Below are 24,478 nucleotides of genomic sequence, written 5' to 3' on the forward strand. Positions count from 1 at the left end.
AAGGGGAAGGAGGAAAGAGGAGGAGAACAGGAAGGCGTGCGAAAGCCCGCCTTCTTTTATATTCTGAATTTATTGTGTAAATATGGCGATTTTTAAAATAAATAGCAAAAAACTGCAAAATTTAAGCAAAAATTTTAAATTTTTATTGTAAAACTATTGACTTTTGAAAAAATTGGAGTTATATTTGTTCTTGTTAGGAGGAAAAATGAAGGATATACTTGAATATACGGCGTACCGCCGGTACATCGCGGACTATTACGCCGAGAGGAAGGCGAAATCCGCGTTCACTTGGCCGGAATTTGCAAATGCGGCGGGGTTCACTTCGCCGGTCTACCTGAAGTACGTAAGCGAGGGGCGTTACAACCTGAGTGGCGAGGCGGCAATTCGCGTTGCGCAGGCAATGCAACTTGCGGGCTTTGAACAGGAATATTTCTGCGAGATGGTCAGGTTTGACCATGCGAAGAAGGATGCCGAGAAGAAGGCGGTATTCAACAGGATGCTCGCGATTGCCGATGCGCACAAGGCGAAGGTTCTGGAGGGGGACTCCTTCCGGTTCTTCAGTGATTGGAAGAATCCGGTGATTCGCGAACTTGCTCCCGCCATGCCGGGCGCAAAACCGCTCGCGCTTGCGCATGCTTGCCGCCCGAAGGTAAGTGCCGCCGAGGTGAGCGAGGCGCTCAAGTTCCTCGTGAATGCGGACTTGCTCAAGAAAGACGAAGACGGCAATTACCAGCAGACGGAAAAATCGGTGACGACCGGCCCGATGAATGCGACTCCGGTCGCGGTGCGTGGGCTTCACCGCCAGATGGGCGAAATCGCCCTCGAAACAATTGAGGGCGTGCCGCAGGATGAAAGGAATTTTTCGGGCCTTACGCTCGGTGTCACGCGCGATGCCTACGAGGAGATTGTGCGGGAGATTGCCGAGTTCCGCAAGCGCGTCATTGCGATTGCTACACGGGAAGATAAAACGGATGAAGTCTATCGTATGAACATCCAGTTCTTCCCGATGACGAACAAGAATACAAATAAGAAGGGTTAGGAGGATATCATGAATTACTTTGAAATGAGCAGGAAGTTTATCTGCAGTGTGGCGATGCCGCTCGCCCTGATGTTCGCGGCGTGTTCTGACGACAAGTCTGTTGCGGGCGGTTCTGCCGAAGAGACGGGGATTGTTGCCTTCGAGAATATAACCGTCACGGCTGCTGCGCACCGCGTTGTGCTGGAAACGCAGGAAGGTGATTCCCTGCAGAGTGGTGCATTTGCCATGGAAGGGTACGAGTCCCGTTCTGTTGCGTGGCTTTACGAACTGGATTCGACCGACTTTGTCGAGACTGGTGTTTCGTATTCGGATACGCTCCAGCACGATGGCGACAAGTTTAACTTCGAGAATGTTACCCTTAAGAGCCCGTACGTCCTGGTCCGCATATTCGGTAAGAGCATCCATGGCTACGGGGGGACTGTGCAGGCGATTGCTGATGTCCGGAAAACGAAGGACGTTAACCTGAATTTGTTGACGACTCTTAAGACATCGCTCTGGCGTTATCTGGCAAAGGAAGGCGTTGCTAGCGATAGTCTTGACGCTCGTGCGGAAAGGGCCACCCTGGATGCGCTTGGCATTGTCGAGAAGTTCAGTGGATTCGAAAGCAAGGAAATCCTGGAGAACCAAAAATATGTCATGGCGGAAGCCGCTGTTTCGTCGATGCTTATTTATGAATGGACTCTTATTCGCTGGACAACCCTTGATTCTACCATGAACACCCTTGAATTGTATGGCAATCTGGATAACCTGGATTCCCTGGTGCGGATTGAGTTTATGAAGAACCTTGCTAATGACCTTGCGGACATGAAATGGATTACCCGCGGGAAAGAAGATGTTCTGGATTCTTCGACCATAGATGATGAAGTCAAGACCCTCTATGACTTTAGGCGAACCTTTGCTAAAGTTCTGGCGGATGTGTATGTGAAGATTGCGGGCGAAGACCGCTGCACGGAGGCCCGTGAAGGGGATGAATTGAAACTTGCAGGTGTCGACTTGTCTATAGTCTGCCGATCGGGTGGCTGGAGGGTCGAGGTTAGTAATGCCGGTAAGGTGCTCCCGGAAAACGGGACAGTGATCGATGCTCGCGATGGCAAAGCATATCGGACGGTGACCTACAATTTTGGCGGAAAGTCGCAGACCTGGATGGCGGAAAATCTCAAGTACGAGTACGGAAAATCCCGTTGTCTCGATGATAGCGAGCGTGAGTGCGGATTGTTCGGTCGGCTCTATACGTGGGCGGATGCGCTTGCCCTTGATTCGTCAATCGTCTGGACCAAGGAAGAATGCGTTGAAAACTTTAGTCAGGATTATGCACAAGAATATATTGAAGGATATGAGGCGTGTGTAGCGAAATATAAGGATCGTGAAAAATCGGATATCGAAGAGGAATGTGGTTTTCCCTTGGACGTATCTGCGGAGTGTGAATCATCGATGAAGGAGGGGGGCATCGAAAATTACAAATACTACATGGCGAAGGATCTGATTGACTCGGTGAATCACCAGGGTGTTTGTCCCGATGATTGGCACGTTGCAACGGCGGACGATTGGAAAGGCCTGTACAAGTACATAGAGGATGCATACAATGTGGAGGAAAGGGATGTCGTGTGGTACCTTTTGCAGTCCGAATATACGGAAGGGCCTGTTGGATTTGGCCTCCAGTTGTTGCCGACATCGGAAGGTTGGCGCACATACCGTCAACAGGAATGGGAAACAACCGGTAAGCGGCGCCTGTTCTATGTGTACACTCCGATTTATGCGACTCCAATTTACAGGTATGGAGATGAACCTGCTGAGGAATTTTCCGAGGCGTACGAGCCTTGGCGTGGTTTGCCATTGGGATACCAGAATGTGTGGCATGTGGAGGGGGACTTATGGGGCGTAATGTTTGGTTACGAAAGATACGGAACCTTGCTTGTTCAGTCAGGGAAAGATAATGAGTGGGCGACTGTAAATATGCCTGTCCGTTGCGTGAAGAACTGATATGTTGAGAATCTGTTAGGAGGAGAAAGGGGAAGGAGGAAAGAGGAGGAGAACAGGAAGGCGGGCTTATGCCCGCCTTTTTGTGTTATATATCACGCGCGGGTGTCGTTTTGGGGTGAAACGCGTTCCAAGTTGGAATAAAAATGGGGTCGCAATCGGGCCTGCTCTATACTATATTGAATAGGTTAGGGCCTGCCTATGAATAGAATCAAGCTTACCGCATTTTCGCTTGTCGCATTCCTCGTGCCTGCCGCCTTCGCGCAGGACGTGTTCATTACCGTCGACCAGTTCGGGTATCGTCCCGATGCAAAGAAGGTCGCCGTGCTGCGTAGCCCCGAGTTGGGTTACGACGCCACGCTCTCGTACACTCCGGGCGATGTGATGGAAGTCGTGGATAGCGCGACGGCGAAGGTCGTGTTCTCCGGCGCACCGGTCGCCTTCCTGGAAGGTGCAATCGATACTGCGTCGGGCGATAAAGTCTGGTGGTTCGACTTCTCGCAGCTCAATACGCCGGGTACTTACTTTATCCGTGACAGGGCGGATAACCTGAAGCAGTCATTCTACTTCCGCATCCGGGACGATATTTACAATGACATCTTGAAGGCGGCGATGCGCATGATGTTCTACCAGCGCGTCGGCATGGCGAAGGAAGAAAAGTATGCGGGCAAGGACTGGGCCGATGATGTGAACCACGCGCAGGACAAGGCGGCCCGCCTGTTTACGGACAGCACGAATGCCGCGACGGAACGTGACGTGAGTGGCGGGTGGTTCGATGCGGGTGACTTCAACAAGTACACCATCTGGAACGGCAACTACATAGAGACGCTCCTGCGCGCCTACATGGACGTGCCACGTGCATTTACCGACGACTACAACATTCCCGAATCGGGCAACGGGATTCCCGATGTTCTCGACGAGGTGAAATGGGGTATGGATCATTTGCTCCGCATGCAGAACGAGGACGGCTCGGTGCTCTCGGTGGTCGACGAGGACCACGTATCGCCCCCTTCGGCGGCGACGGGCCGCAGTTACTACGGTGCTCCCAACGCGATGTCGGCCTACTCAGCGGCGAAGGCGTTCGCGCTCGGTTCCATTGTGGCGGGCAAGCGCGGGAATACCGAATATGCGGCGGCGCTCAAGGATGCCGCCCAGCGTGCCTACAAGTGGGCCGAGGCTCATCCCGATTCCATGTTCTACAACAACAAGGCGGAATACGGCACCAAGGACCTTGCGGCGGGCCAGCAGGAAATAGATACCAATTACACGTCGGGCGCGCGTTTTGTGGTGAAGGTGGCTTCGGACTTCGCGATGTACGAACTCACCGGCGATGCGAAATACCTCGGGCGTTTCGAGGCGGCTCCCGATAGTCTGCCCCTGATGCGGCAGTACGGCAGCTGGGCGCTCGACCAGTACCGCATTGCGCACGACCTGCTCTACCTGCAGTACCTGGGCTACAAGGATGCGGATGCCGACGTGAAGGGAATCGTGCAGGAACGCTTCGTCTCGATTTTTGGACAAAGTAAATACATTGCGGCGGGCCTGGAGCACGACGGCTACCGCTCCTACATCCGCGACTACAACTGGGGTTCCAATTCGCACAAGGCTTCGAGCGGGCTCCTGTTCGACCTGATGGCGGGTAGCGACGGCGCGACCTCTGCGGAGGCGGGCAAGTGGCACGATGCCGCGGAAGATTACCTGCACTACCTGCACGGCGTGAACCCGTTCGGCATGGTCTACCTCTCGAACATGGGTGGTTATGGTGCCAGCAAGAGCGTCACCAAGTTCTATCACGGGTGGTTTACGGGCGACAATCCCGCTCCGGGCTACGTGACGGGCGGCGCGAACTCCCGCTATGCGTGGGCGGCCTGCTGCAAGCAGTACGATGCCGACAACAGCGCGAAGGGCTGCGGGAGTGCCGCGAACAACGCGCTCTGCTATGCGGTATCGCTCCCAGTCGGGGAACCGCACGCGAAGATGTACGCGAACATCAACGAGGGCTGGCCCATCGATTCCTGGGAACTCACGGAGCCCTCTCTTGGGTACCAGACGGCGTATATCCGGCTCATCTCGCGCTTCGTGAAGCAGAAGGGCGTGGATATCGGGGAAAAGTTCGGGAGCGACTCGACGGATGCCGTGAAGCCTGTCGCCGCGCCCGCGCTGGACATGAACGTTGCGTTCGCGGGCAATAGCCTTGAGGTCGTGAGTTCGGGCGACATTCGCGAAATCCGCCTGTTCGACGTGAATAATCGCGAAACCCTGCGCTGGAATGGTAATGCCCGCCGCGTTTCGCTGGATATTTCCACGCTGAAGCCGGGAGTGTACGCCGTGAGGGCGGTTTCGGGCGCAAAAACGGTGACTCGCCTGGTGCTCAGGCGGTAGCCGCGCCGAAATATTGTATCTTTATGGGACATGTTCCGCTCGTGAACGAAGGAATTGATTATGAAACCTGGTAAGACCGAACTTCGCCTGAACGCTGAAATCGAGAAACGCGGTGCGCTTTTTGCCGTGCTGCTGGACCCCGATACATCGGACGAGGCCGCGTTCGTGAAGGCGGGTGCGATGGCCGCGGAGAACGGCGCCGACCTGCTTCTGGTGGGCGGTTCTTATCTGGGTAACTTCACGCTCCCTAAGCAGGTGGCGGCCCTCAAGGCCAACGTGGACCTGCCCGTGGTTCTTTTCCCGGGTGGCGCTTCGCAGGTGGTTCCCGGTTTCGACGCGATGCTCTTCATGACCCTCGTGAGCGGCCGCAACCCGAACTACTTGATTGACGAGCAGGTGCGCGGTGGCGCGCTCGTGCGTGCGCTCAACATGGAAGCCATCCCGACGGCATACCAGCTCATCAACAGCGGCAAGCGCACTACTGTGGAATACATCAGCGGTACCATGCCCGTACCCGCGAACAAGCCCAAGCTCAGCATGGTGAACTCCATCGCGGCAGAACTCATGGGTATGCGCTATGTGTACCTGGAAGCGGGCAGCGGCGCCGAAGAGCCCGTACCCGTGGAACACATCGCCTATACCCGCAAGGCGACCGAGATGACCATCATCACCGGCGGTGGAATCAAGGACCCGCAGACGGCCGCCATCCGCGTGGCTGCAGGCGCGAACATCATCGTGACCGGAACGCTGTGGGAAAAGGTCGAAGACCCGAAGTTGCTCAAGGAATTCGCCGCCGCAATCCACGTGAAAGGCTAAAAGCGTCGCAATACTTCGTTGCCCCCGACCTCAATGGTTGTCACCCTGGAGCTGTAGGCGATAGGGTCCATACATTTTATACCCTCACTTTTTCTGCCTAGCGCGGGCTGTGCAAACTCGACCCGGATTTTGTATATTCTATCTGTTGTATGCAAATAACTAAGATAACAGTATCCCAAGCGGTTCAGTTTTTTAAAAAGAAGGATTTGTGGGCCAAAATAGCCCTTACTGTACTCTTCCTTTCGTATTTGTCTTTTTGTCGAGCATGTTTTTTTAATCCGATTGCGGGGGAAATTTATCCTATTTATAAATACGGAGATAAAAATCTAAATCAGTGCGAACTGAATGGCAAGAAAATTTTCCTAGAACGGGAGAATCAGAACGAATCTTTTTGGTATGATTTTTTTGTTGATACCAATGCTCCTTGTGTTTGGCATCTTCAATATCAGGATGATGATGGTTCTAGAAAAAATATTTTGACATATAGGTTTGTGATCGATGGAGGTGTTGCGGGCGGTGGTAGTCTAGGACCAGATATTGGAATTGATGAACGACAAGATTCTATCGTCATTATTTATGATGCAGAACCATTTGATGGTTTCACAATAGAGCCAGGCCCGTTCAGCGATAAAATTGTACTTCAGAAAGGAGCTTCGAGGAAAGACATTATTTCAGCTCATTGCGCTATGGAGTAGTCCAATTGATTAAGAAATTGATAGAAAAATTCTTTACTTTGACTGCGTTTATTTCCGCAGCATGTTTGGCGGTTCATTATGCACCAACGTCCATAATTTTTGTAGGTAATCGTCTTGATTTTATTGCCGACAGACCGCTTGGCTTAATTTCGTTTTTGCTTTCTTTAATGATGCTTGCCTCGGCTATTTTGTTATTACTTGATATGTTCTCGCAGAAATTCAAGGTTGTCCAAAGAAAGGCTTGGATGGTGTTTGCGGCGATTGGAACCGCTCCGATTTTGCCTCTTGCCTTGTTTTCGTTAGTCGCTTCTGTGTGGCTTGTTATCTGCGGGATATTAAAGTAGTTTTTGCGGAATTTATACTTCGCTTGTTTTAGAAAGGGTATCTTTTTTCCAAAAAATAGAGTATATATAAAAGCATATACTCGAGGTGTTTATGGACAAAAGGTTCACTTTCGCGTTTGCGCTTGCCTTGGCGGCACAGGCGTTCGGAGCCGTGTATTACGTGGCGACCGATGGAAGCGACAGTGCGGCAGGTTCTAAGGACAAGCCCTTCGCGACGCTCAACAAGGCGAACAAGGTGGTGGCCGCGGGCGATACCGTTTGGATTCGCGGCGGCATCTCTTTTTGAACTGCGACTCCCACGACAACTATGACCCTACCGGACGCCAGGGCGATGGCGAGAACGCCGACGGATTCGAATACGATCTTTCGAGCAGTTCTGTGGCGTCATCTGGTTCTGTTGCTGAATCATCTTCTGGAACGGCACGAATCATGCCGCAAAGGACGCCTGACGGCGAAACGCCCGCCCGCAAGGGTTACCGCGACCTTAAGGGCCGCCACTACGAAAAGCTGATCCGCTATCGCGTGATGTTCTAGCGGTTTTGTTTGCTACAACTTGCGAATCTCTTCTTCGGAAAGGCCGGTCCGGCGAATGATGATTTCCATCGGGACTTTGTCGTCACGCAATCCCTTTGCCATTTCGCGAGTTTTGTCAAGGACACTCTCGGCAACCTTCGCGTTGATCTCGTCCGCGAATTCTTCAAAGATGCCATCGACCATGGCGTTGTGGTCCCATTCCTTGTGATACACTTTCTGGTAGGCCTCGAATTCCTTCTTGGAAAACTTAGACACTTTTGAACTTTCTGTCAAGTGTTCGAACTTCTTCTCGTCCAGTTCTGCAGGCAGTTCCTTCAGCCGGTTCAAAAAACGAAAGAAAAACAACCACTTGCTCAGGTCGTCGGACTTCTTTTTAATAAAAAAGGGGACCTTCGAAAGTTCGATGGCCGTGAAGTTGTAGGAGTCCACAAACTGTTCGCCGGTTTCCAGGTCACAGACGGTCGCGCGGTGAACGATGCGCTCGTCTTCAAACACCTTGTGTTGGGCAAACGCAATCACGTATGTCGGTTTCACGTTGAATTTCCAGCCTGAGCCCGTTTGTGCCTGGTTCGCGACCATCTCGCTGGCATAAAACGCGAGCCGCTTGCGGAAGTTCTTCAGCTTGCGGATTTGTACCTCGATCTCTATCAGATTTCCGGCATCATCCTCGCAGTGCAGGTCAAAAATCGCGGTGCGCGATTCCTTGCTCCCGCTCAGGTTGTGCGCCACGTTGCGAGTCTTTACCGTCACGATAGGCCGCTTGAGCTGCGGTTCCAGCAGGTCGTTCAGTAGGTTCACGAGGTTCTGCCGGCTGGCAGGCTTGTCGGGGTCGAACGCCTTTTTGAAGGCGAGATCCACAAGCAGGTTTGCGTACGGGCTCTTCTCACCCGGCTTAACGATACAGTCCTTGAGCGGCTTGCGCTTTTTCTTGGAATGTTTTTCCATGTTGTCTCCGTTTTCAAAACAAAAAGGACCGCCCCGCATTGCGCGGAAGCGATCCTATAATACCACCCTTTCTGGTGCTGGAGAGAATATACAAAAAAATCCAACCGCTATTCGAAGTTAGAATATACGGATTTTCGTGCAAATAGGTGATTTTTCTCAATATTTGGCTAAAAAATTGATTTGATGCAAGTTTTTTTGTCCGCTTCGTCCAATTTTATATTAGTTTTTGAAGTGTAAAAGAGTTTTTGCTCTTGCCCTCCAAACGAAATCTGCAAATTTCACAAGAACGAGGACAAGGCGAACGCTCACGCAAGCATGCTACATTCTGGCGTGCTTCAGTTTGCTGTAGCCGGCCGTTAGGCCGGTCGTTGGTCGCATGACCAGGGGCAACAGCCCGTTTGGGGCGTGGGTCGTTTGCGTTTATCGTTCTTAGGCTTTGCAGAGCCTCGTTTGGATAAATGCAACGACTTGCGCCTTTTTTTGTTTCCACAAAATTTGGCACGGATCTTTGCAGAGCGGGGCAAAACACCGGGTTATGACTGAACCTGGCCATGGCTTTTGCATACGCAAAACGCACTGTGCCGAAACCCGCACGGCATGGTGTGAAACAACCTGCGGGATATACACTCATGAGGTATATTATGAAGACAACAAAGAAGATGGCCTACAAGAAGCCCCGTCTTATCGCAAAGAACAATCCGACCGGTAGCTTCGCTGCTGGCTGCCCGACCAATGACAGCCATTCTACGGAATCGTGGTGCAAAGTTTGCGAATTGGTTCACTAAAGTATTGTTCCCTAGAATAGGGCCTAACCGCCCTGCTCTAGGGAATTTTTACTCAACAATTAGGATTTATTATGGATAAGGAAACTTTTATTGCGAAAGCTCTCAAGGACCATTTTGATGATGGTAGTATAGAATTTAACTCTAAAAAAGATCTTTTCGTTCAGAGATTAATTTGTATTTATGAAAAAGAAAAGTCTAGGCTGGATGAAGAGAATATGGATTCTATTTTGTTTGAAAATGGAATTGTTTGATTTGTTTTAGCAAGTGAGTTTTTTATGGAATTTGAAAAAGTATATCTTTATGCTCCATTACATGATGAATCTTTTAATCTGCCAACAGAATATGTGGTATCTTCTACAGGGTGTACTATAGAAATGTTGCTAGAGGAATTAACTGAGAAATATTTTGCCTCAAACTGTGGTGTAGATTTTAGTATTATCTTACTCTTTTTTAATGAATTAGCATTGTCTGATAATGGACAAGATGCGTTAGGAGATTCATTTTCCTTAAAATTAATTGTATCGGAATTGAAATGTGACTTTAAGCATTTTTATTTAAATCTATTGAAAGACAATGTAGAGCATAATCTGCTCAAGTTGGATGATGAAACTTTGACCAGATTAAAAAAATGCTCCGATATTGTAGAAAAGACTTTTTTGTTCATATTACGGAATTGTCTTATTTCATACCCCAAAATAGATAACGAAAAAATGACAGGTTTGCAATCTGAATTATTTAAAGAGATTCAGAATTTTCTTAGAAAACAGATCGATGAGGAGTTGTTGCGTGCCTATGTCGGGATTATGCGAGAACTATATAACCATTTTGAGAAAAGAGTTCTTCTTAAATGTAAGTATTCAGAGGAAGATGTCGCCGAGAAAGAAGAAAATATAGGATTGGAAAAAAGTTTAGAATTTCTAGCTAACTGCGTGAGTCTTAAGGAAAACTAACATATGTTTTATCGTCAATCTCGTGATACTTTTATCCGTTCCATCGGTGAATACGGCTACATCTATAGCCAACTGACAAAACATGACCGTACTTATACCCAAGAAGGTAGAGCCTTTCTTTCTGTGATTTCTCGTGAACCGCAAAGCTTAGAAGAACTTTCGGCAAAAGCTTGTGAATACTTCGAAGATGTTACTTTTGAAGATATTCAAGAGGATATGAAGGAATTCTTAGAATCCTTGGTTGCTGATCGTTATTTGGTTTCCGCAGAAACCGCCGAAGAGTGTGCTGCTAAGGATACTTTCTTTAGTTATGCTGAAAATCCGAAAACATTGTTCACCTACAACGCTCAACAAAATCCTGACGATGAAAAGTTGTATGCCGATACTCAGGAAGTTCTAGGAGATTGGTATCGCGAACATCCGCAAATTCACAGTTGCCAAATTGAAACAACGAATCGCTGTAATGAACGATGCATTCATTGTTACATTCCGCATGAATTGAAAAATGTAGTGTTGCCTTACGAAGTAATTGAAAATGTTCTTGGGCAGTTGCACGATTTGGGTGTTATGGGATTGACACTTTCGGGTGGAGAATTTTTTACTCATCCAGATGCCGAAAAAATTTTGTGCAAGGCTCGTGAACTTGATTTTAGTTTCAATGTATTGTCAAACATCACTTTGATTACGCCGCACATGATTGAGGTGCTTAAAGAAGTTAATCCGAGTTATGTGCAAACATCGCTTTACAGCGTTATTCCTGAAGAACATGACCATATCACACAACTCAAGGGCTCTTGTGAAAAGACCAAGGCTGCTATTGACGCCTTGATTACAGCGAACATCCCTGTGCAAATCAGTTGCCCTGTAATGAAGACTAATTATCAAACTTATAAAGATGTGCTGAAATTCGCCTATGAGCGTAATTGTAAGGCTCAAACCGACTTTGTAATGATGGCTCGATATGATTTTACTACAGACAATCTTGCCGAGCGCTTGACTATGGAACAAACTGAAGAATTGCTCAAGGATATTATTCAGTTTGACAAAGATTATCTTGACTTTACTGATACTCCTGTGCCGTCCGTTTCTCGTGAGGAATGGGGGAAACGTCCGTTCTGTGGTGTGGGTATGGATAATCTCTGTATAGCCAGTGACGGTATTGTGTATCCGTGTAGTGGCTGGCAAGGAATGGCTTGTGGCAATGTGCGAGAACAGCCCATCAAGGATATTTGGGAAAAGTCTCCGCAGCTGAATAAACTTCGTAACCTTACTAAGTCTGCGATTCCGCAATGTTATGATTGTGAAGATAAACAGTTCTGTGCTCCATGTCTTGTTCGTAATTTCAACGAAAGCGGCGGTGATTATCTGAAGGTTGCTCCACATTTTTGCAAGGCCGCTCACTTGAATCGCAAATTGGTTGAAGAAGCTAAAGCGAAAATGCGAGGAGAGTAATGCTCTTCGATTTTCATGTACATATGGGGCAGTATTTTGATGACTATTACACGCCGCCACGAATACTGCGTACCTTGCGACTTGCGGGCATTACACACTTTGCATATTCTAGCACGAGTACCATTGTTACTGATGATCCTATTTTTTTGCAAGAAGAGCGAGTTGCAATGCATAAACTTTCGGAAGGTCGTGCCAAGCCAATCTTGTGGGTGACGCACGATATGCTGAAACGTTCGCCGGATCTTTCGTTGTATATGAATGATACCGGTGGTAAAATTTGTGGGATGAAAATCCACGGAGTATCTGAAAAATGGTTGCCCAATGGTCGCGAACTGCAACGGGTATTTAAAATAGCCCAAGAACGGGGGCTGTTTGTGAAACTCCACACTGGCGAACGCGAAAATTGTGAAGCGGGAATGTATCAGGAAATCTGCACAAGATTCCCTGATGTCCGAGTCGTTCTAGCCCACGGACGTCCCATTGGGCAGGCAATCGCCGTGTTACGAGAATGCCCCAACACGTTTGTCGATATTTCGTTTATGCCTCTTTGCCAATTTCAGCAACTTATGGTCGCCGCACGGCAAGATTGCTTCACAGACCGAATTCTGTTCGGGACCGATACTCCTATTCCGGGGCGTCACTTAAAAAGTTCCCTGCCGCGCCACTTGCGCAGCCGTATTTCGCAAACAAAACGCATCGCGGGCAAGGACTGGCATAAAATTTCCTGGGAAAATGCGCAAAATCTCTTGACTTTTGCACCGAAATAAGCGATATATTATAAGAAACAATCCTGGCAACAAAAAGCACATCCAAGGAGTATTTATGGCGATACGGATTCTCGAAGGCTCACTTCCATGGGCCCCCGAATTGAGGGCATCTATGTCACGTTTGATGTATGCATTCGAGACATCCGTTCGCATGAGGTCTGGCGGCGAGGTCTCGCTTTTTCTTGACGACGCCCTGGTTACAAGAGACGGCGACGCGAATACGTTCTTTTTTACCATGGGCAAAACTCCCGATTTGTTTGAATGGGAAGACGAGAGAGACTCTAGTCTCAATACACAGGTCGTAATAACGCTATATATGAATCATATGGTCGATTCGGTGGTAGACCTGATGCGCTTTGGAGAAACGGAGCCTTTCGCCTCGTTCCTGCTGCACATGGATACGTTTGGTGACGACCTTGCAAACGCAGTTCCTGGACTTTTCCCAGATGCTCCCGACTTCCATAATCAAAAACCTTCGTGAGCGCTTGTGATTTGTATGAGACTTTTCTTGCCATTCATCCTTGTCACCCTGCTGCTTTCGGGCTGCGGGCTCAGCGACGACACCCAGGAACAGCTGGAAGAGGCTGTTGGCAGGGCGGCTGCAGAAGCGCTGGACTCTGCAAAATCAAAATCGGCGTGGGCGGCTGACGAAATTTCGACAACTATCGAGGAACATGGTGGGGTTCAAGGCATTTTCGATAAAATTGTGCAATTCTTTGACGGACTATTTGGAGGTTCTGAAGGCGAGTGCGAAAAAAGGTCTGCCAGTAAGACGGAACGCTTTGCCCCTAGGACAGTCATCAAGCGCAATGCGGAGCAACAGAACTACCACGAAGAGGTACTCAGCCTCACAATACTGAAAGCGGCTTCTGTAAATATCGACTGCTTGCGACCCGAGGTGGATACCGCCATCAACATTGTGGCTTCGGTCTACCACGAGGTGTTCAAGGATGACAATTACCGCCCGGTAATCACCAGCGGGAACGATTCCGACAAGCATGGCGAACGGTCTGCCCATTACGCCTGTGCCGCCGTGGATATCCGCATCAAGGATGTCGAAAATTTGGGAACCCGTAAGGTTATTGCTCAGAAGATCCGCGATGAACTGGGCTCCCGGTACACCGTTCTGCACGAAGGTGTCGGCATGGCAAACGAACACCTGCATGTGCAGCTACGCAGTGGAACATACGACCGGAATATCATGTGGAAATAATTTATTTGTAAAACCGCTTATGCAAGAATCTTTTAGTTCATTCAACAGGCGAATTGATGCCGGCCTGCCGCTTGTCAGCGACGAGGAAAAGGAATTCGAAAACGAGGAAAAGGAAATCCAGTCGGTTCTGGACCGTCGTCGCGAGCGTCGAGAAAAACTTCTGTGGAAAAGCATACCCCTTCTGGCAAGGAACTGGAAACTTTTCCGCAAGTATCCGAAGCTATACAATATCCCGATAGACTTCGTCTTTTTCGGAGATTTCTTTGGTTCTGAGATGTGGTGGGAAAATCCGTATCCAAGTAGGCCCCTAGGCGGGCTTGTCGCCGCATGGAAAACGGAAACCTGCCAGTTGTCGTGTCCGTGTTGCCAGGGCAAGGCCTACCTAGTGCCGCAACATAAGCCCGAAAGATCCTTTTCTTGCATCGATTTTTTTGACGGCCCATCTAATTCCGAAGACGATGATTTCTGGAATCCCCTAAAGTATTCCAATCCTTATCATGTATACTGCGAAAAGTGTGGCGAAATTACCAATTGCTACGATTTGGATGCCGAGATGAGTGAAAAGTGCTCGAAATTCGGGAATATCATGCGCCAGTGGAACAGACGGGCCAATCCTGCGGTACCGCCCCTGCAGTTCGAACACGCTCTGCACCTGCTTGCCCTGCGCGAAACTTGCGGAGAGGAATCCGACGAATTCCAGTACAGAGTTTATAAGGATACTGAAAAGAAATCAGGTTACGACGAATTTGATTTTTGAGAAAGTTTAACGATTAAAGCGAAGGCCCTGTTTACTTTTGCACACTTGAATTTTTCGCAGCAAGTCGAGCCTTCGCCTCGGCAATCACTTCCGGAGATACTCCCAATTCCTGGAAGATGCTGAGTGTGTTGGCTTCGCCGCGTGCTTCAGCTGCAAGTTCCTTTCCGGCAGCCCAGCATTCGTAATCTTCTTTCGTCGTCATGTCGTGCTCCTGTGCTTCCAAAAGTTTGCAAGGAAAATATACTTATTTTTCTTTGAAAGCGGTACCGCCATCCCGTTCCTGATGGCGTGCCTGCTGTAGAGAGCCCATTCATCCCAGTATTCGTTCTTTGCCTCGGGCAGGTCAAAGTCACAAATCCAGACGGAAATGGTCTCCGGCTGCTGATAGCGGCGTTTTTCCCGTTCCTTCTTAGGCAACGCCTTGAATTCTGCGGATTCTTCCATTTCCTTCCGCCCCTTGATTACCAAAAAGGCCTTGTAGAAAGCGTCCTTGAAGAACTACCACAACGGAGGCTTATGGAAACTTTCTACTTATATATCGTTCCTCGCGTTGCAAATGTCAAATTTTTTGTATATTGTGCATACGCACCAGAAAAGGTGGTATTACGGATCATTCCCGCGCGGGCGGGATGGTCCGTTTTTGTTTATAATGAGGTGAAAATGAGGAAAAAGACGGAAATGACGGCCCCTGACCTTGCTTCGACTGCGATCAGCTCAGGCGTCGGAGGTGACAATTGGGGCGAAATCGTGATGTACCAGCCGGAGGGTGAGATGAGGCTGGAAGTACGTGTCGAGAACGAGACGGTGTGGCTCACACAGGCGCAGATGGTAAAATTGTTTGACAAAGACCAATCTGTTATTGCTAGACATATCAAAAACGTATTTAAGGAAGGCGAACTACCGCAAGAGAGTAATATGCAAATTTTGCATAATACTCTATCAAAATTCAAACCTACTACTATTTATTCTTTAGACGTCATTATTTCGGTTGGTTATCGAGTAAAATCCTTTAGAGGTACTCAATTTCGCCAATGGGCAAACCAAGTTCTTAAAGGCTATATACTTAAGGGCTATGCCGTGAATCAGCGGAAGATCGCGACGGATTTGCAGATTGCGGACCGCCTGCATGAACAGCGGCAACTTATCGAGAGCCAGGGTGCAGAAATCGAGGATGTCCGGAAGTCTGTCGTCGAGCAAAATTCCCGACTTTCTGCAGTCGAGCAGCGGATAGACTTTTTCGTGAATGCCGCGCAGTCGCCAACCGGAGGCATTCTCGCCACGGGAACCCGTTTCGACGGGCTCGTGTTGATTGCGGACCTCGTGAAGTCGGCCAAGCTTTCCGTGGCGTTCATCGACCCTTTCGCCACCATCGAGGTGCTGAAATTTGCGGCGATGCGCGCGAAGGGCGTGCAGGCGGCTATTTATTCTGCGCACATCACTCCCGAGTTCAAGGCTGCTGCAGATTTGCACAAGAAGCAGTATCCCGGCCTGGATTTAAAGACGATGCGCACAATTCACGACCGCTTTTTGCTCGTCGATGACAAGGTGTATCACTTCGGGGCGTCATTCAAGGACATGGGCAACGAGATGACAGCATTCAGTGTCTTGGACTTTGTGACCCCCGCAGAAGTCATCGAGAAAATCCAGGAAAGCATGAAAGGGCGGTGAAAATGGAAAACTGCACCAGTTGGTGCAGAATTCCCCCTCCTTTTTCGCCCGTTTCCTGTGGAGCGGACTTTTTTTGCGCCCATAATTGTGTATTTTTCATAGAAAATCGGTCACACCGCGAGGTGTGGTTTTTGAGGTATATATGCAGAAGCTAGTTATAGTGACTTTCGTGCTCCGTGCACTGGGCTTTGTGCTCGTGCTGTTGAGCCTTTTCGGGCACGACATAATTTTGAACGTGTTCCCCGGACTCGAGGGAATGTCCATCAACCCGATTTTCTATTCGGGTATCGGCGTGTATTTTGTCGGTGCGGTAATCTATTTCTTCATCAAGAAGAAGGAGAAGGCCGACCGCCGCCGCGAAGAGATTGCGGAAGCCGAACAGCGTGCCTTCCAGAGTTCCGCCAAGGAACAGGGCACGGACGGCAGCCAGGATGCATAGGTGAATTATGGGTGATTTGATGATACAGATTGAGCATTTGCACAAGACCTACCACAGTGGGTTCTTGATGAAGCCGAAGCTTGCGCTCAAGGACGTGAGCTTCAGCGTGGAGCCGGGCCAGGTGTACGGGTTTATCGGCCCGAACGGTGCGGGCAAGTCTACGACTATCAAGGTGCTGACGGGCCTGTTGAATTTTGATTCGGGCAAGGTGCTGGTGAACGGCATCAGCCCGCGCGACGTGAAGAGCCGCCGCTACATCGGTTACTCCCCGGAGCAGCCGTACTTCTACGATTACCTCACGGGGCGCGAGCTCCTGCGCTTCTATGGCAAGCTAGTGGGGCTTGACGGTGCGGAACTTGACAAGCGCATCACCTGGGCGCTCGAACTTCTGCACGCGAACAAGGACTGGATTGACCGCCGCCTGCGTTCGTACTCCAAGGGCATGATGCAGCGTGTGGGAATCGCCCAGGCGATTCTCGGCAAGCCGAAGCTTTTGATTCTCGACGAGCCGATGAGCGGGCTTGACCCGATGGGCCGCCGCGACGTGCGCGAGGCCATACAGCAGCTGAACCGCGATGGCGTGACTATCTTCTATTCGAGCCACCTGCTGAGCGACGTGGAAAGCATTAGCCACAAGGTCGCGATGATCGTGGATGGCAAGATTGTGCGCGAAGGTACGGTCGACGAGATTACCGAGTCGTGCGGGGTGGAATACCACGTGCGTACGCGCAAGGCGATTCTCGAGAGCGACCTGCCGCAGGGCGTTTCGCTTACGGGACACCCGGAAGAATTCGTGTGCGAGGACGATGCTGCCCGCGACCGCCTGCTGGGCTACTGCCTTGCGAACGGGATTGCGGTCGAGAAGATGGACCACAAGCGCCCGAGCCTCGAGGACATTTTGACGGAGGAGATTGCACGTGCAGACGCTTAAGTATATTGCGATTATCGCTCACAACACATTCCGCGAATCCATACGCGACAAGATTCTCTACAACATCGTGTTCCTCGCGATTGCGCTCACCCTGTTCAGCATCGTGCTTGGCGAATGGTCGGTGTTCGACCGCGCCTACGTGATCAAGTCCACTACGCTTTCGGTGATGAGCCTTTCGGGCCTGCTGATTTCCATCTTCGTGGGTATCAGCCTGGTGCAAAAGGAAATCCAGCGGCGCACGGTGCTCACGTTGCTTTCTAAGCCGATTAGCCGCGTGACGTTTATCGTGGGCAAGTACTTCGGCCTCCTCGCCGTGGTGGCGGTGCACCTCACGCTCCTGACGGTCATCTATTACCTGATGCTCTTCGTGATGAACGCGGAACCGACGGCGAGCCTGCTCCTTGCCATATACCTCATCTTCTGCGAGATGGCGGTGGTGATTGCGGTGGCGCTCCTGTTCAGCAGTTTCAGCAGCACGATTCTTTCGGCTCTCTTCACGCTGGGCGTTTACTTTGCGGGCCACCTGAGCAACGAGTTGTTGGAACAGGTGAGGTTTGCAAGCCGCATGGGCGAGATGGGCGATACCTCTACGGCACTGTTCGAGAAGGCCGCGGTGGTGATTCACGCGATTTTCCCGGGGCTCTACCGCTACAACGTGACGAGTTATGTTGTGCACGGGCTTGCGCTCCCCGATATGTATTTGTTCTGGAACACCATCTATGCACTCGGTTACGTCGGGGTATTCCTCGCGATTGCAAGCTGGTGGTTTAGCCGGAGGGATTTCCTATGAGAAACCAGTATATGGCGAAGGTCCTCGTCCACAACAAGATGGTGACGCAGGACCAGGTGGATGCCCATTGGGCAGAGGCGAATGACCAGGTCGATATCGGCCAGGTCTTGGTGAAGGCCGGGCTCTTGCAGCAGGCGGTTTACGAGAAGGTGCTTGCCTTCGTGAAGAACCTTGAAGCGAAGAATGCTGCGGCCGCTCCCGCAAAGCCTGCTCCCGCTCCGGCGGCAGCTCCGGCTGCTCCGGCAGAAAGCGCGGCCCCCGCTCCGGCGCCGAAGCCCGCCCCTGCGGTAAAGCCCCAGGCATCGGCGCCTGTGGCTCCGGAAGAACCTGCGTTGCAGATCGAGGGCAACAGCATCTATGGCGAGGCGTCTTCTTCTAACATGGTGGTGGAGAAGGTTTCTGGCCTGGAATCCACGAGTATCTCGAACATCGGCATCTCTACCGAAGACGTGTCTGAAGATGAATCCGCGGATGGCGAACTGCCTTCGCGATTCGCGGTGGTTTCGGGCGAAGGGTCCGAGGTCATGGCTCCCGAGAACCTGCTGGTGACGATGAGCCTGAAGAAGATGATTGCGTATGCCCGCAAGTTCGGCGCGACGGATATCTACCTGTTTGCCGGTCGCGAGGTGATGATGCGCCAGTCCGGGTCGATATTCCCGGTGACCGAGCAGACTCTCGACCGCACCCGCGTGGCAGACTTGCTGGCCGAGGCGTCCGAGGGTTTTGCCGACGGCTACAAGGTTGTCGCGGGCAAGAACTTCAGCAAGACATTCGGGCTCCCGGGTGTCGGGCGTGCACGCATTTCCGTCGTCTGGAACGACGTGAACCCGAGTATCTCCATTCGCGTCATCCAGAGCGAGTCCATCTCTTTCGAGAACCTCTTCTTGCCGCCGTTCTGCCAGTCGTTTGCCGAACTGCAGAGCGGGCTCGTGCTGATTGCGGGCCCGTCGGCGAGCGGGCGCTCTACCACGATGACCACGTTTATCGAAACCGTAGCCGCAAATCGCCCGTGCTATATCCACACGATAGAACGGCCTATTGAACGCCTGCTCAAGAACCCGAACGGGGCTCTTGCCCAGAAAGAGGTCGGGCTCCATGTGAAGAGCGGCATCGCGGGCATTGAGCTTGCCATGCGTGACGGTGCCGACGTGATATGCTTCGATCACCTGCAGTCGATGGAAGAACTGAACCTGCTGCTGCAGGCATCGAATGCGGGCGCGCTCGTGTTTGCCGTTACCGGCGGTAACAACATTCACGCCCTGCTCTCGAAGTTGCTGGTCGAGGTTCCGGAATCGAGCCGCGCCGCGTTTGCGTGCACGCTTGCCGACCAGTTGAAGGGCGTGATTGTGCAGCACCTTATCCCGGTGGTGCAGAACCAGGGCCTGGTGCTTGCCTGTGAGGCGATGCGCGTTACCTCTACGGTTGCGAACATGATTCGCCGCTGCGACCTGTCGCAGTTGGTTGCCGCAATCAGCAGCCAGAAGGACCAGGGCATTACTTTGGACGATTCCCTGCAGAAGTGCGTGGAATCCGGTTATATCGACGGTGCGGAAGCCTGGAAGCGCGCTTACGATAGCCGCCGCTTTGCGGCGTACAGGCCGGCATAAGGAGGTTTCGTATGGCTACAGAAATTGAATCCCTCTTGGAATATGTGGTGAATGTCGGCGGTAGCGAACTCATCGTTACCGAGGGTGCCCCTTCCGCGGTGCGCCTCGCCGGTCGTGTTTGTGCCGTTCCCGATGCACCCGCAATTGAGTTTGGGACCCTGCGGGAATTCCTCGGTTCTATGGAAGGCGACGAAGGCTCCATGATATGCGGCCCGTGGGCCGGTGTCAAGTGGCGCGTGCGCTTTTTCCGCGAGGCTCTCGGGAATGCCGCCGTTTTCCGCCCGCTGATGGATGAATGCCCGGACTTTGCCTCGCTCGGGGCGCCGGAATCTGTACTCGGGCTGGCTGGCCGCAGTTCCGGCCTGATTGTCTTTGCGGGCCCCGCGTGCTCCGGTAAAACAACCTCCGCGACCTCGTTTATCAGCACGTTATGTTGTTCTAAAGTGCTTCGCGTAAGCCTGCTGAACGAATCCGAGGAGATTCCGGTGAAGACGGGCGAAAGCCTCGTGCTCAAGGATTCCGTGGGTTCCGTGAACGAACGTATTTTGCAGGCTCTCCGTAGCGGTTGTGACCTGTTCTGGCTGGGCGATTTTGCGGGCGAGAACGTGATTGCGATGCTTCGTGCCGCAGAGGCCGGGGCCCTTGTGGTGTGCTGCGTGACTGCGGGTAATTCGGCGGGCGTGCTCGATACTTTGCTTGCGTCGGTACCGAATACAGAACGCGACCTGTGCCGCGCGATGCTTGCCGACCAGCTGAAGGCTGTCGTGGTGCAGCGCTTGTTGCCGGGTGCTGCCGAAGGTAGCGGCGCCGTCCCCTCGTGGGAAGTCATGCTCAATACGCAGAACGTGGCGACGCTCATCCGCAGTGGCGAATTCTTCAAGTTGCCTTCCATCATCGCGGCATCGCCTGCAGAGGGAATGCTCCTGATGGACGATTGCCTTGCGGAACTTGTGAAGTCCGGTTATGTAGCACGTGAAGACGCGGAGAGGTATGTTTCTAACCCGGCAAGGCTCGGCTAGGCACGCTCTTGCGTTTGCCTGCGCTGCCACCCTGGCGGCGTTTTCGCTGTTGCCCGCGCAGCAGATTGACGCGCTTGCGGCGGAAGTTCCCGTCGCGACGCCCGCACCTGCCGCACCCGCGGCATCTTCCGATTCTGCGGCAGTCGCATCTCCAGATTCCGCGACGGCTGCAAATTCTGTTCCCGCCGAACTCCCGCTCACTCCTTCCGCGCTCGATTCCGCGGTGGCCTCGGTTGCGCTCCCGGCAAATGCGAAGTCGGTACTGTACCTGGGCGGTGGCGAGAATTCCCCGTGGTTCCACCTGGGCGTGCTCTATGCGATAGAGGCGTACTCCGTGCCGGTCGATTCCGTCGTGGGTACATCGTGGGGCGCGTTGGTGGGAGCGCTCTGGGCGAAGGGTGTATCTCCCGACAACATCCAGCGGATACTTCTCGACCCCGACATGGCCACGATTTTCGATGCGCTTGAGAACGGCCTGTATCAGGAGGGCTCGCGCCAGAATGCGTCGCGCCCGAGCATTCCTGTTTCCGAGACGGGCGTGCCGAGCCTTCGCGAGCGTTTCTCCATCCAGCTGGATTCTTCGGGCCGCCTTCACCGGCAGTTGAAACCGCTCTCGCCGGATTCCTCCGCAATCGAATCCGCGCTGGCCCGCCTCCGCCTGCAGGAATCCGTACTCCGTCACCGGGAAGGCTTCCGCATACCGTTTGCTACCCTCGGGTGCGACGGCGTTACGGGCGATTCCTACGAAAGCATTTTTGCGAGCCTTCCCGTAAGGGGCAACGACAAGTCCGGGGAATATTGCCCGTACCTGGCGCTCCCTCTGGAAGATTCCCCGAACGAGGTCGCGATTATCGCTGTCGCCGACCCGATTCGCGGTACATCGGGTGGTCCCGCGTGGCATCGCGTCATCCGGGATGCGGCCCTCAGGACTCTCGGTTCCCAGCCGGGTGTAATCGTGCGTGCGCATTCCCTGCAGGATTCCTCGCATAACGGCTGGATTCAGGCAGGTTTTTCTGCGCTGGAATCAAGGCTCACGCAGATGTCTGCCCTCGGGAGCCGCAAGGCGGACTACGCGGCAAAACGCATCGCCTCGGTTCCGTGGTTCAAGTTCAAGCCGGTCTATGATAGCCTTCCTCCCGAAACGCACGGCCCGGTAAAGTCGTACTGGAATGCTTCCGATACGGGCCTTGTCGCTCCCCGCAATTTTGCCTATGGAGTTTCGCGTTTCCCCTCGTTCGATTCAGTCTCGTTCGATATGCTTTCCGATGGCGACGTGCTTGTTGCCTCGAAGGTTCTGCCCACGTTCGACGTGGCGGTGGGCGGCTTCGGGTCGAATGCGGTTGGCCCGAATGCATACGCGGAACTTTCGTTCTACTATGTGGACCAGATGCAGATAGAACTTTCGCTTTCGGGATTTTACGGCGGGCGTTCCTACGGCTTTTCGCCGAGCATCAGGGTGGAACGCCTCTGGAGCAAGGATTGGGGGCTGAGCGTCCGCTACGACTGGAACCGCATGCGTCCATTTGAATCGTTTGTCGAAAACCAGCTGGCGTACAAGCGCGTCTACGCCGAAGATAAAAGCGATATTTTCGCGTCGCTCTACTACAGGTTTGAACCGCGCCAGTCCGTTTCTGCGAACTTCCTGTTTGCCGACAGGTCGGTGGAACTCGAGAGCAAGATTTACGGTGATGAACCGTACAACTACTATCCGGCGTCGCAGAAAATCCGCTATTCGTTCGAGATGGGCGATACTGCATCCTGGTTCCCGCTAGGCGGCCTTGCCGCGCATGCCGAGTTCGGGCTCACTTCCGTCGGGTACGATTTCGGGTTCGACGAGCACGTGCCCTCGTTCTACACCTTCTATGCCGATGCAGCCTACTCTGCGTCGCCCCGCCCGTTTGTGACCCTCGGTGCTTTCGCCGCGTTCGCGATGAACAAGTACCACAAGGATGGCTATGGCTACGTGTATCCGGAATCGTTCGAGATTTCTGCACTCGACAACTGCATCCGCCCGCGCGTCGCTGCGACCCCGTGGAGCACGGAATGGCTGAACCCGGACTTGGCTTCGCACCACTACGGGCTTGTGCGCCTGAATGCGGGGCTACATTACAAGGGGCTCGGTGCCTGGGTGTATGCGGCCTACGTGCGTGACTTCGAGGAGAACCCGACGGCTAGCCTCGGCAGTGACCGCTTTGTATTGGAACCTGCGTTGCGGTTTGCGTACAAGTCAATCAATATCTATGCGGGTATGTCGCGCATCGTGGACAGCGATACCTTCGGCGACCTGAAGAAGTTCGGCGACTACGACCTGTTCTTCCGCATCGGGAATTACTAGGCCTTATTCCCCGCGGTTCCTCGCCGCCACGTCCTTGTACTTGTTGTGTTCGGAGAGCGTCTTGCTGAAGAAGTGCGTCATGCTCCCGTCATCCTTTGCAACAAAGTAAAGAGCCTCGGTTTTGTCGGGGTGTAGCGTCGCCTGTATTGCCTTGCGCCCGGGGTTCGAGATGGGCCCGGGCATGAGCCCCTTGAACTTGCGGGTGTTGTACGGGCTGTCGCTGTTGAGCTGGCTCTTGTAGATGGGCCCGGTCAGGTTCCTGAAGATGAACCGCACCGTCGGGTCTGCCCCGAGCGGCATGCCAATCCTCAGTCGGTTGTGGAATACTCCGGCGATAAGCGGGCGTTCATCGGGAATGCCCGTCTCCTCCTCGACTACGCTTGCCAGTGTAAGCACCTTGTGCCAGCTGCCGAGCGTCTTCCACATGGAACTTGCCGAGTCGGGCATGAACTGGTCGCGCACCTTCAGGTTCGCTGCCACCATCTGCTTGAGTATCGTCTCCTCGTCCGCGTCGATGGGGAAGGGGTAGGTGTCGGGCAGCAGGTAGCCTTCCAGCGTGTTCGCGTTTACTCCCAGGCTGCGGGCGAACTTCGGGTCCTGGACCAGGTCGTTCCAGCGCTTCTCGTCAAGTTCGGGGAATACCTTCTTTATGTAGGCGGGCATCTCCCACGAGGCCCGACCTTCGGGTATGGTCACCCGGCGTACCGCGGTCTTGCCGCTCCCGATGATGCCTGCAATTTCGTCGAGGGTCTGGTGCGGGGGTATCTCGAACCAGCCGGCCTTCGGGGAGGGCGGGTTAAGCTTGCACCAGACCTTGTAGGCCAGTTCGTCGTCCCAGATTCCCTTCTCGCGGAGGATGCCGAAAACGTGCCCGGCGGAACTCCCCTTGGGTATGTTTATGAGCACGGTTTCGCCGTTTTTGGAGGTCTCGGCCAGCCGATTTTTCATCTGGAAGGCGAAAAAGGCACAGGCGAGGGCTAAAAAAACGCAAAAAATGGCAAAAATCTTCTTCATGATGTAAAAATTTAAAAGA

General features: G+C 52.4%; 26 protein-coding genes and 1 pseudogene. 23 read left to right on the forward strand and 4 right to left on the reverse strand.

Translation table 11 applies throughout. From position 1 onward, the window contains the following. The first annotated feature begins 205 nt into the window (after nt 1-205). The 8 genes and pseudogenes from CRO08_RS10485 to CRO08_RS17370 all read left to right on the forward strand — a co-directional run bounded on the left by CRO08_RS10485 (nt 206) and on the right by CRO08_RS17370 (nt 7,787). Nucleotides 206-1,039 carry a TIGR02147 family protein gene (locus tag CRO08_RS10485; RefSeq protein ID WP_097036150.1) on the forward strand — a complete coding sequence of 278 codons (834 nt, stop codon included), beginning with the start codon at nt 206-208 and terminating at the stop codon, nt 1,037-1,039. 9 nt (nt 1,040-1,048) lie between these two features. Further along, entirely contained in the window at nt 1,049-3,019 is a 1,971-nt protein-coding gene (locus CRO08_RS16740) for an FISUMP domain-containing protein (RefSeq protein ID WP_141398328.1), read from the forward strand. Between the two features lie 198 nt (nt 3,020-3,217). Next, complete coding sequence (locus CRO08_RS10495) at nt 3,218-5,398, forward strand: glycoside hydrolase family 9 protein (RefSeq protein WP_097036151.1); 2,181 nt, start codon at nt 3,218-3,220, stop codon at nt 5,396-5,398. Between the two features lie 60 nt (nt 5,399-5,458). Next, the gene (locus CRO08_RS10500; protein WP_097036152.1) at nt 5,459-6,214 is read left to right on the forward strand and encodes a geranylgeranylglyceryl/heptaprenylglyceryl phosphate synthase; all 756 of its coding nucleotides are present in this window, start codon (nt 5,459-5,461) and stop codon (nt 6,212-6,214) included. Between the two features lie 149 nt (nt 6,215-6,363). Then, entirely contained in the window at nt 6,364-6,909 is a 546-nt protein-coding gene (locus CRO08_RS10505; RefSeq protein WP_097036153.1) for a hypothetical protein, read from the forward strand. Between the two features lie 5 nt (nt 6,910-6,914). Beyond that, entirely contained in the window at nt 6,915-7,253 is a 339-nt protein-coding gene (locus CRO08_RS10510) for a hypothetical protein (RefSeq protein ID WP_097036154.1), read from the forward strand. A gap of 91 nt (nt 7,254-7,344) precedes the next feature. Beyond that, nucleotides 7,345-7,527 (forward strand): annotated as a pseudogene (locus CRO08_RS10515) (pectate lyase); the annotation flags it as partial. Nucleotides 7,528-7,535: 8 nt separating this feature from the next. Beyond that, nucleotides 7,536-7,787 carry a hypothetical protein gene (locus tag CRO08_RS17370; RefSeq protein ID WP_097036156.1) on the forward strand — a complete coding sequence of 84 codons (252 nt, stop codon included), beginning with the start codon at nt 7,536-7,538 and terminating at the stop codon, nt 7,785-7,787. Between the two features lie 12 nt (nt 7,788-7,799). Here CRO08_RS17370 and CRO08_RS10525 read toward each other — a convergent pair whose 3' ends face one another. Further along, on the reverse strand, nt 7,800-8,732 hold the full coding sequence (locus CRO08_RS10525) for an Rpn family recombination-promoting nuclease/putative transposase (RefSeq protein WP_097036157.1): 933 nt from the start codon (nt 8,730-8,732) through the stop codon (nt 7,800-7,802). 641 nt (nt 8,733-9,373) lie between these two features. Between CRO08_RS10525 and CRO08_RS17030 the strand changes: the two genes are divergently transcribed. The 8 genes from CRO08_RS17030 to CRO08_RS10560 all read left to right on the forward strand — a co-directional run bounded on the left by CRO08_RS17030 (nt 9,374) and on the right by CRO08_RS10560 (nt 14,656). Beyond that, complete coding sequence (locus CRO08_RS17030) at nt 9,374-9,517, forward strand: hypothetical protein (RefSeq protein WP_176495126.1); 144 nt, start codon at nt 9,374-9,376, stop codon at nt 9,515-9,517. Between the two features lie 71 nt (nt 9,518-9,588). Next, a complete protein-coding gene (locus CRO08_RS10530; protein WP_097036158.1) occupies nt 9,589-9,768 on the forward strand; it encodes a hypothetical protein in 180 nt (59 codons plus the stop codon). Nucleotides 9,769-9,792: 24 nt separating this feature from the next. After that, the gene (locus tag CRO08_RS10535) at nt 9,793-10,467 is read left to right on the forward strand and encodes a hypothetical protein (RefSeq protein WP_141398329.1); all 675 of its coding nucleotides are present in this window, start codon (nt 9,793-9,795) and stop codon (nt 10,465-10,467) included. A 3-nt stretch (nt 10,468-10,470) separates the two neighbouring features. After that, nucleotides 10,471-11,919 (forward strand): radical SAM protein, encoded by a 1,449-nt coding sequence (locus tag CRO08_RS10540; RefSeq protein WP_097036160.1) that lies wholly within the window; start codon nt 10,471-10,473, stop codon nt 11,917-11,919. Beyond that, nucleotides 11,919-12,686: an amidohydrolase family protein gene (locus CRO08_RS10545; RefSeq protein WP_097036161.1), complete on the forward strand. Its 768-nt coding sequence runs from the start codon at nt 11,919-11,921 to the stop codon at nt 12,684-12,686. Before CRO08_RS10540 ends, CRO08_RS10545 begins: the two co-directional genes overlap by 1 nt. A 55-nt stretch (nt 12,687-12,741) precedes the next feature. Continuing rightward, nucleotides 12,742-13,167: a hypothetical protein gene (locus tag CRO08_RS10550; protein WP_141398330.1), complete on the forward strand. Its 426-nt coding sequence runs from the start codon at nt 12,742-12,744 to the stop codon at nt 13,165-13,167. A gap of 15 nt (nt 13,168-13,182) precedes the next feature. Continuing rightward, nucleotides 13,183-13,899 carry a hypothetical protein gene (locus CRO08_RS10555; protein WP_141398331.1) on the forward strand — a complete coding sequence of 239 codons (717 nt, stop codon included), beginning with the start codon at nt 13,183-13,185 and terminating at the stop codon, nt 13,897-13,899. A 19-nt stretch (nt 13,900-13,918) separates the two neighbouring features. Next, nucleotides 13,919-14,656: a hypothetical protein gene (locus CRO08_RS10560; RefSeq protein WP_097036164.1), complete on the forward strand. Its 738-nt coding sequence runs from the start codon at nt 13,919-13,921 to the stop codon at nt 14,654-14,656. A 31-nt stretch (nt 14,657-14,687) separates the two neighbouring features. On the opposite strand, the gene CRO08_RS17035 is transcribed toward CRO08_RS10560, so the two are convergent. Next, nucleotides 14,688-14,858, reverse strand: a complete 171-nt coding sequence (locus CRO08_RS17035) for a hypothetical protein (RefSeq protein WP_175547257.1) — start codon at nt 14,856-14,858, stop codon at nt 14,688-14,690. After that, on the reverse strand, nt 14,855-15,100 hold the full coding sequence (locus CRO08_RS10565) for a hypothetical protein (RefSeq protein WP_141398332.1): 246 nt from the start codon (nt 15,098-15,100) through the stop codon (nt 14,855-14,857). Before CRO08_RS10565 ends, CRO08_RS17035 begins: the two co-directional genes overlap by 4 nt. A gap of 471 nt (nt 15,101-15,571) precedes the next feature. On the opposite strand from CRO08_RS10565, the gene rhuM reads away from it, so the two are divergent. The 7 genes from rhuM (at nt 15,572) to CRO08_RS10600 (ending at nt 23,445) form a co-directional block, all read left to right on the forward strand. Beyond that, the gene (gene rhuM, locus CRO08_RS10570) at nt 15,572-16,324 is read left to right on the forward strand and encodes a RhuM family protein (protein WP_255252341.1); all 753 of its coding nucleotides are present in this window, start codon (nt 15,572-15,574) and stop codon (nt 16,322-16,324) included. 142 nt (nt 16,325-16,466) lie between these two features. Beyond that, nucleotides 16,467-16,763, forward strand: a complete 297-nt coding sequence (locus CRO08_RS10575; protein WP_097036337.1) for a hypothetical protein — start codon at nt 16,467-16,469, stop codon at nt 16,761-16,763. 7 nt (nt 16,764-16,770) lie between these two features. Then, nucleotides 16,771-17,694 carry an ABC transporter ATP-binding protein gene (locus tag CRO08_RS10580; protein ID WP_255252326.1) on the forward strand — a complete coding sequence of 308 codons (924 nt, stop codon included), beginning with the start codon at nt 16,771-16,773 and terminating at the stop codon, nt 17,692-17,694. Continuing rightward, a complete protein-coding gene (locus CRO08_RS10585; protein ID WP_072807987.1) occupies nt 17,681-18,484 on the forward strand; it encodes an ABC transporter permease in 804 nt (267 codons plus the stop codon). Before CRO08_RS10580 ends, CRO08_RS10585 begins: the two co-directional genes overlap by 14 nt. Further along, nucleotides 18,481-20,091: a type IV pilus twitching motility protein PilT gene (locus CRO08_RS10590; protein ID WP_097036167.1), complete on the forward strand. Its 1,611-nt coding sequence runs from the start codon at nt 18,481-18,483 to the stop codon at nt 20,089-20,091. Before CRO08_RS10585 ends, CRO08_RS10590 begins: the two co-directional genes overlap by 4 nt. A gap of 11 nt (nt 20,092-20,102) precedes the next feature. Beyond that, nucleotides 20,103-21,110 carry an ATPase, T2SS/T4P/T4SS family gene (locus CRO08_RS10595; RefSeq protein WP_097036168.1) on the forward strand — a complete coding sequence of 336 codons (1,008 nt, stop codon included), beginning with the start codon at nt 20,103-20,105 and terminating at the stop codon, nt 21,108-21,110. Further along, on the forward strand, nt 21,082-23,445 hold the full coding sequence (locus CRO08_RS10600) for a patatin-like phospholipase family protein (protein WP_097036169.1): 2,364 nt from the start codon (nt 21,082-21,084) through the stop codon (nt 23,443-23,445). Before CRO08_RS10595 ends, CRO08_RS10600 begins: the two co-directional genes overlap by 29 nt. 3 nt (nt 23,446-23,448) lie before the next feature. Here the strand turns inward: CRO08_RS10600 and mltG are convergent, their stop codons facing one another. Further along, nucleotides 23,449-24,459: an endolytic transglycosylase MltG gene (gene mltG, locus CRO08_RS10605; protein ID WP_255252327.1), complete on the reverse strand. Its 1,011-nt coding sequence runs from the start codon at nt 24,457-24,459 to the stop codon at nt 23,449-23,451. Nucleotides 24,460-24,478: the final 19 nt, after the last annotated feature.

The sequence above is a fragment of the Fibrobacter sp. UWT3 genome, from assembly GCF_900230125.1.
Lineage (GTDB): Bacteria > Fibrobacterota > Fibrobacteria > Fibrobacterales > Fibrobacteraceae > Fibrobacter.

Coding starts and splice junctions, on each gene's coding strand:
- CRO08_RS10485 (WP_097036150.1), top strand. CDS start 206: ATGAAGGATATACTTGAATATACGGCGTACCGCCGGTACATCGCGGAC.
- CRO08_RS16740 (WP_141398328.1), top strand. CDS start 1,049: ATGAATTACTTTGAAATGAGCAGGAAGTTTATCTGCAGTGTGGCGATG.
- CRO08_RS10495 (WP_097036151.1), top strand. CDS start 3,218: ATGAATAGAATCAAGCTTACCGCATTTTCGCTTGTCGCATTCCTCGTG.
- CRO08_RS10500 (WP_097036152.1), top strand. CDS start 5,459: ATGAAACCTGGTAAGACCGAACTTCGCCTGAACGCTGAAATCGAGAAA.
- CRO08_RS10505 (WP_097036153.1), top strand. CDS start 6,364: ATGCAAATAACTAAGATAACAGTATCCCAAGCGGTTCAGTTTTTTAAA.
- CRO08_RS10525 (WP_097036157.1), bottom strand. CDS start 8,732: ATGGAAAAACATTCCAAGAAAAAGCGCAAGCCGCTCAAGGACTGTATC.
- CRO08_RS17030 (WP_176495126.1), top strand. CDS start 9,374: ATGAAGACAACAAAGAAGATGGCCTACAAGAAGCCCCGTCTTATCGCA.
- CRO08_RS10530 (WP_097036158.1), top strand. CDS start 9,589: ATGGATAAGGAAACTTTTATTGCGAAAGCTCTCAAGGACCATTTTGAT.
- CRO08_RS10535 (WP_141398329.1), top strand. CDS start 9,793: ATGGAATTTGAAAAAGTATATCTTTATGCTCCATTACATGATGAATCT.
- CRO08_RS10540 (WP_097036160.1), top strand. CDS start 10,471: ATGTTTTATCGTCAATCTCGTGATACTTTTATCCGTTCCATCGGTGAA.
- CRO08_RS10545 (WP_097036161.1), top strand. CDS start 11,919: ATGCTCTTCGATTTTCATGTACATATGGGGCAGTATTTTGATGACTAT.
- CRO08_RS10550 (WP_141398330.1), top strand. CDS start 12,742: ATGGCGATACGGATTCTCGAAGGCTCACTTCCATGGGCCCCCGAATTG.
- CRO08_RS10555 (WP_141398331.1), top strand. CDS start 13,183: ATGAGACTTTTCTTGCCATTCATCCTTGTCACCCTGCTGCTTTCGGGC.
- CRO08_RS10560 (WP_097036164.1), top strand. CDS start 13,919: ATGCAAGAATCTTTTAGTTCATTCAACAGGCGAATTGATGCCGGCCTG.
- CRO08_RS17035 (WP_175547257.1), bottom strand. CDS start 14,858: ATGACGACGAAAGAAGATTACGAATGCTGGGCTGCCGGAAAGGAACTT.
- CRO08_RS10565 (WP_141398332.1), bottom strand. CDS start 15,100: ATGGAAGAATCCGCAGAATTCAAGGCGTTGCCTAAGAAGGAACGGGAA.
- rhuM (WP_255252341.1), top strand. CDS start 15,572: ATGCAAATTTTGCATAATACTCTATCAAAATTCAAACCTACTACTATT.
- CRO08_RS10575 (WP_097036337.1), top strand. CDS start 16,467: ATGCAGAAGCTAGTTATAGTGACTTTCGTGCTCCGTGCACTGGGCTTT.
- CRO08_RS10580 (WP_255252326.1), top strand. CDS start 16,771: ATGGGTGATTTGATGATACAGATTGAGCATTTGCACAAGACCTACCAC.
- CRO08_RS10590 (WP_097036167.1), top strand. CDS start 18,481: ATGAGAAACCAGTATATGGCGAAGGTCCTCGTCCACAACAAGATGGTG.
- CRO08_RS10595 (WP_097036168.1), top strand. CDS start 20,103: ATGGCTACAGAAATTGAATCCCTCTTGGAATATGTGGTGAATGTCGGC.
- CRO08_RS10600 (WP_097036169.1), top strand. CDS start 21,082: ATGTTTCTAACCCGGCAAGGCTCGGCTAGGCACGCTCTTGCGTTTGCC.
- mltG (WP_255252327.1), bottom strand. CDS start 24,459: ATGAAGAAGATTTTTGCCATTTTTTGCGTTTTTTTAGCCCTCGCCTGT.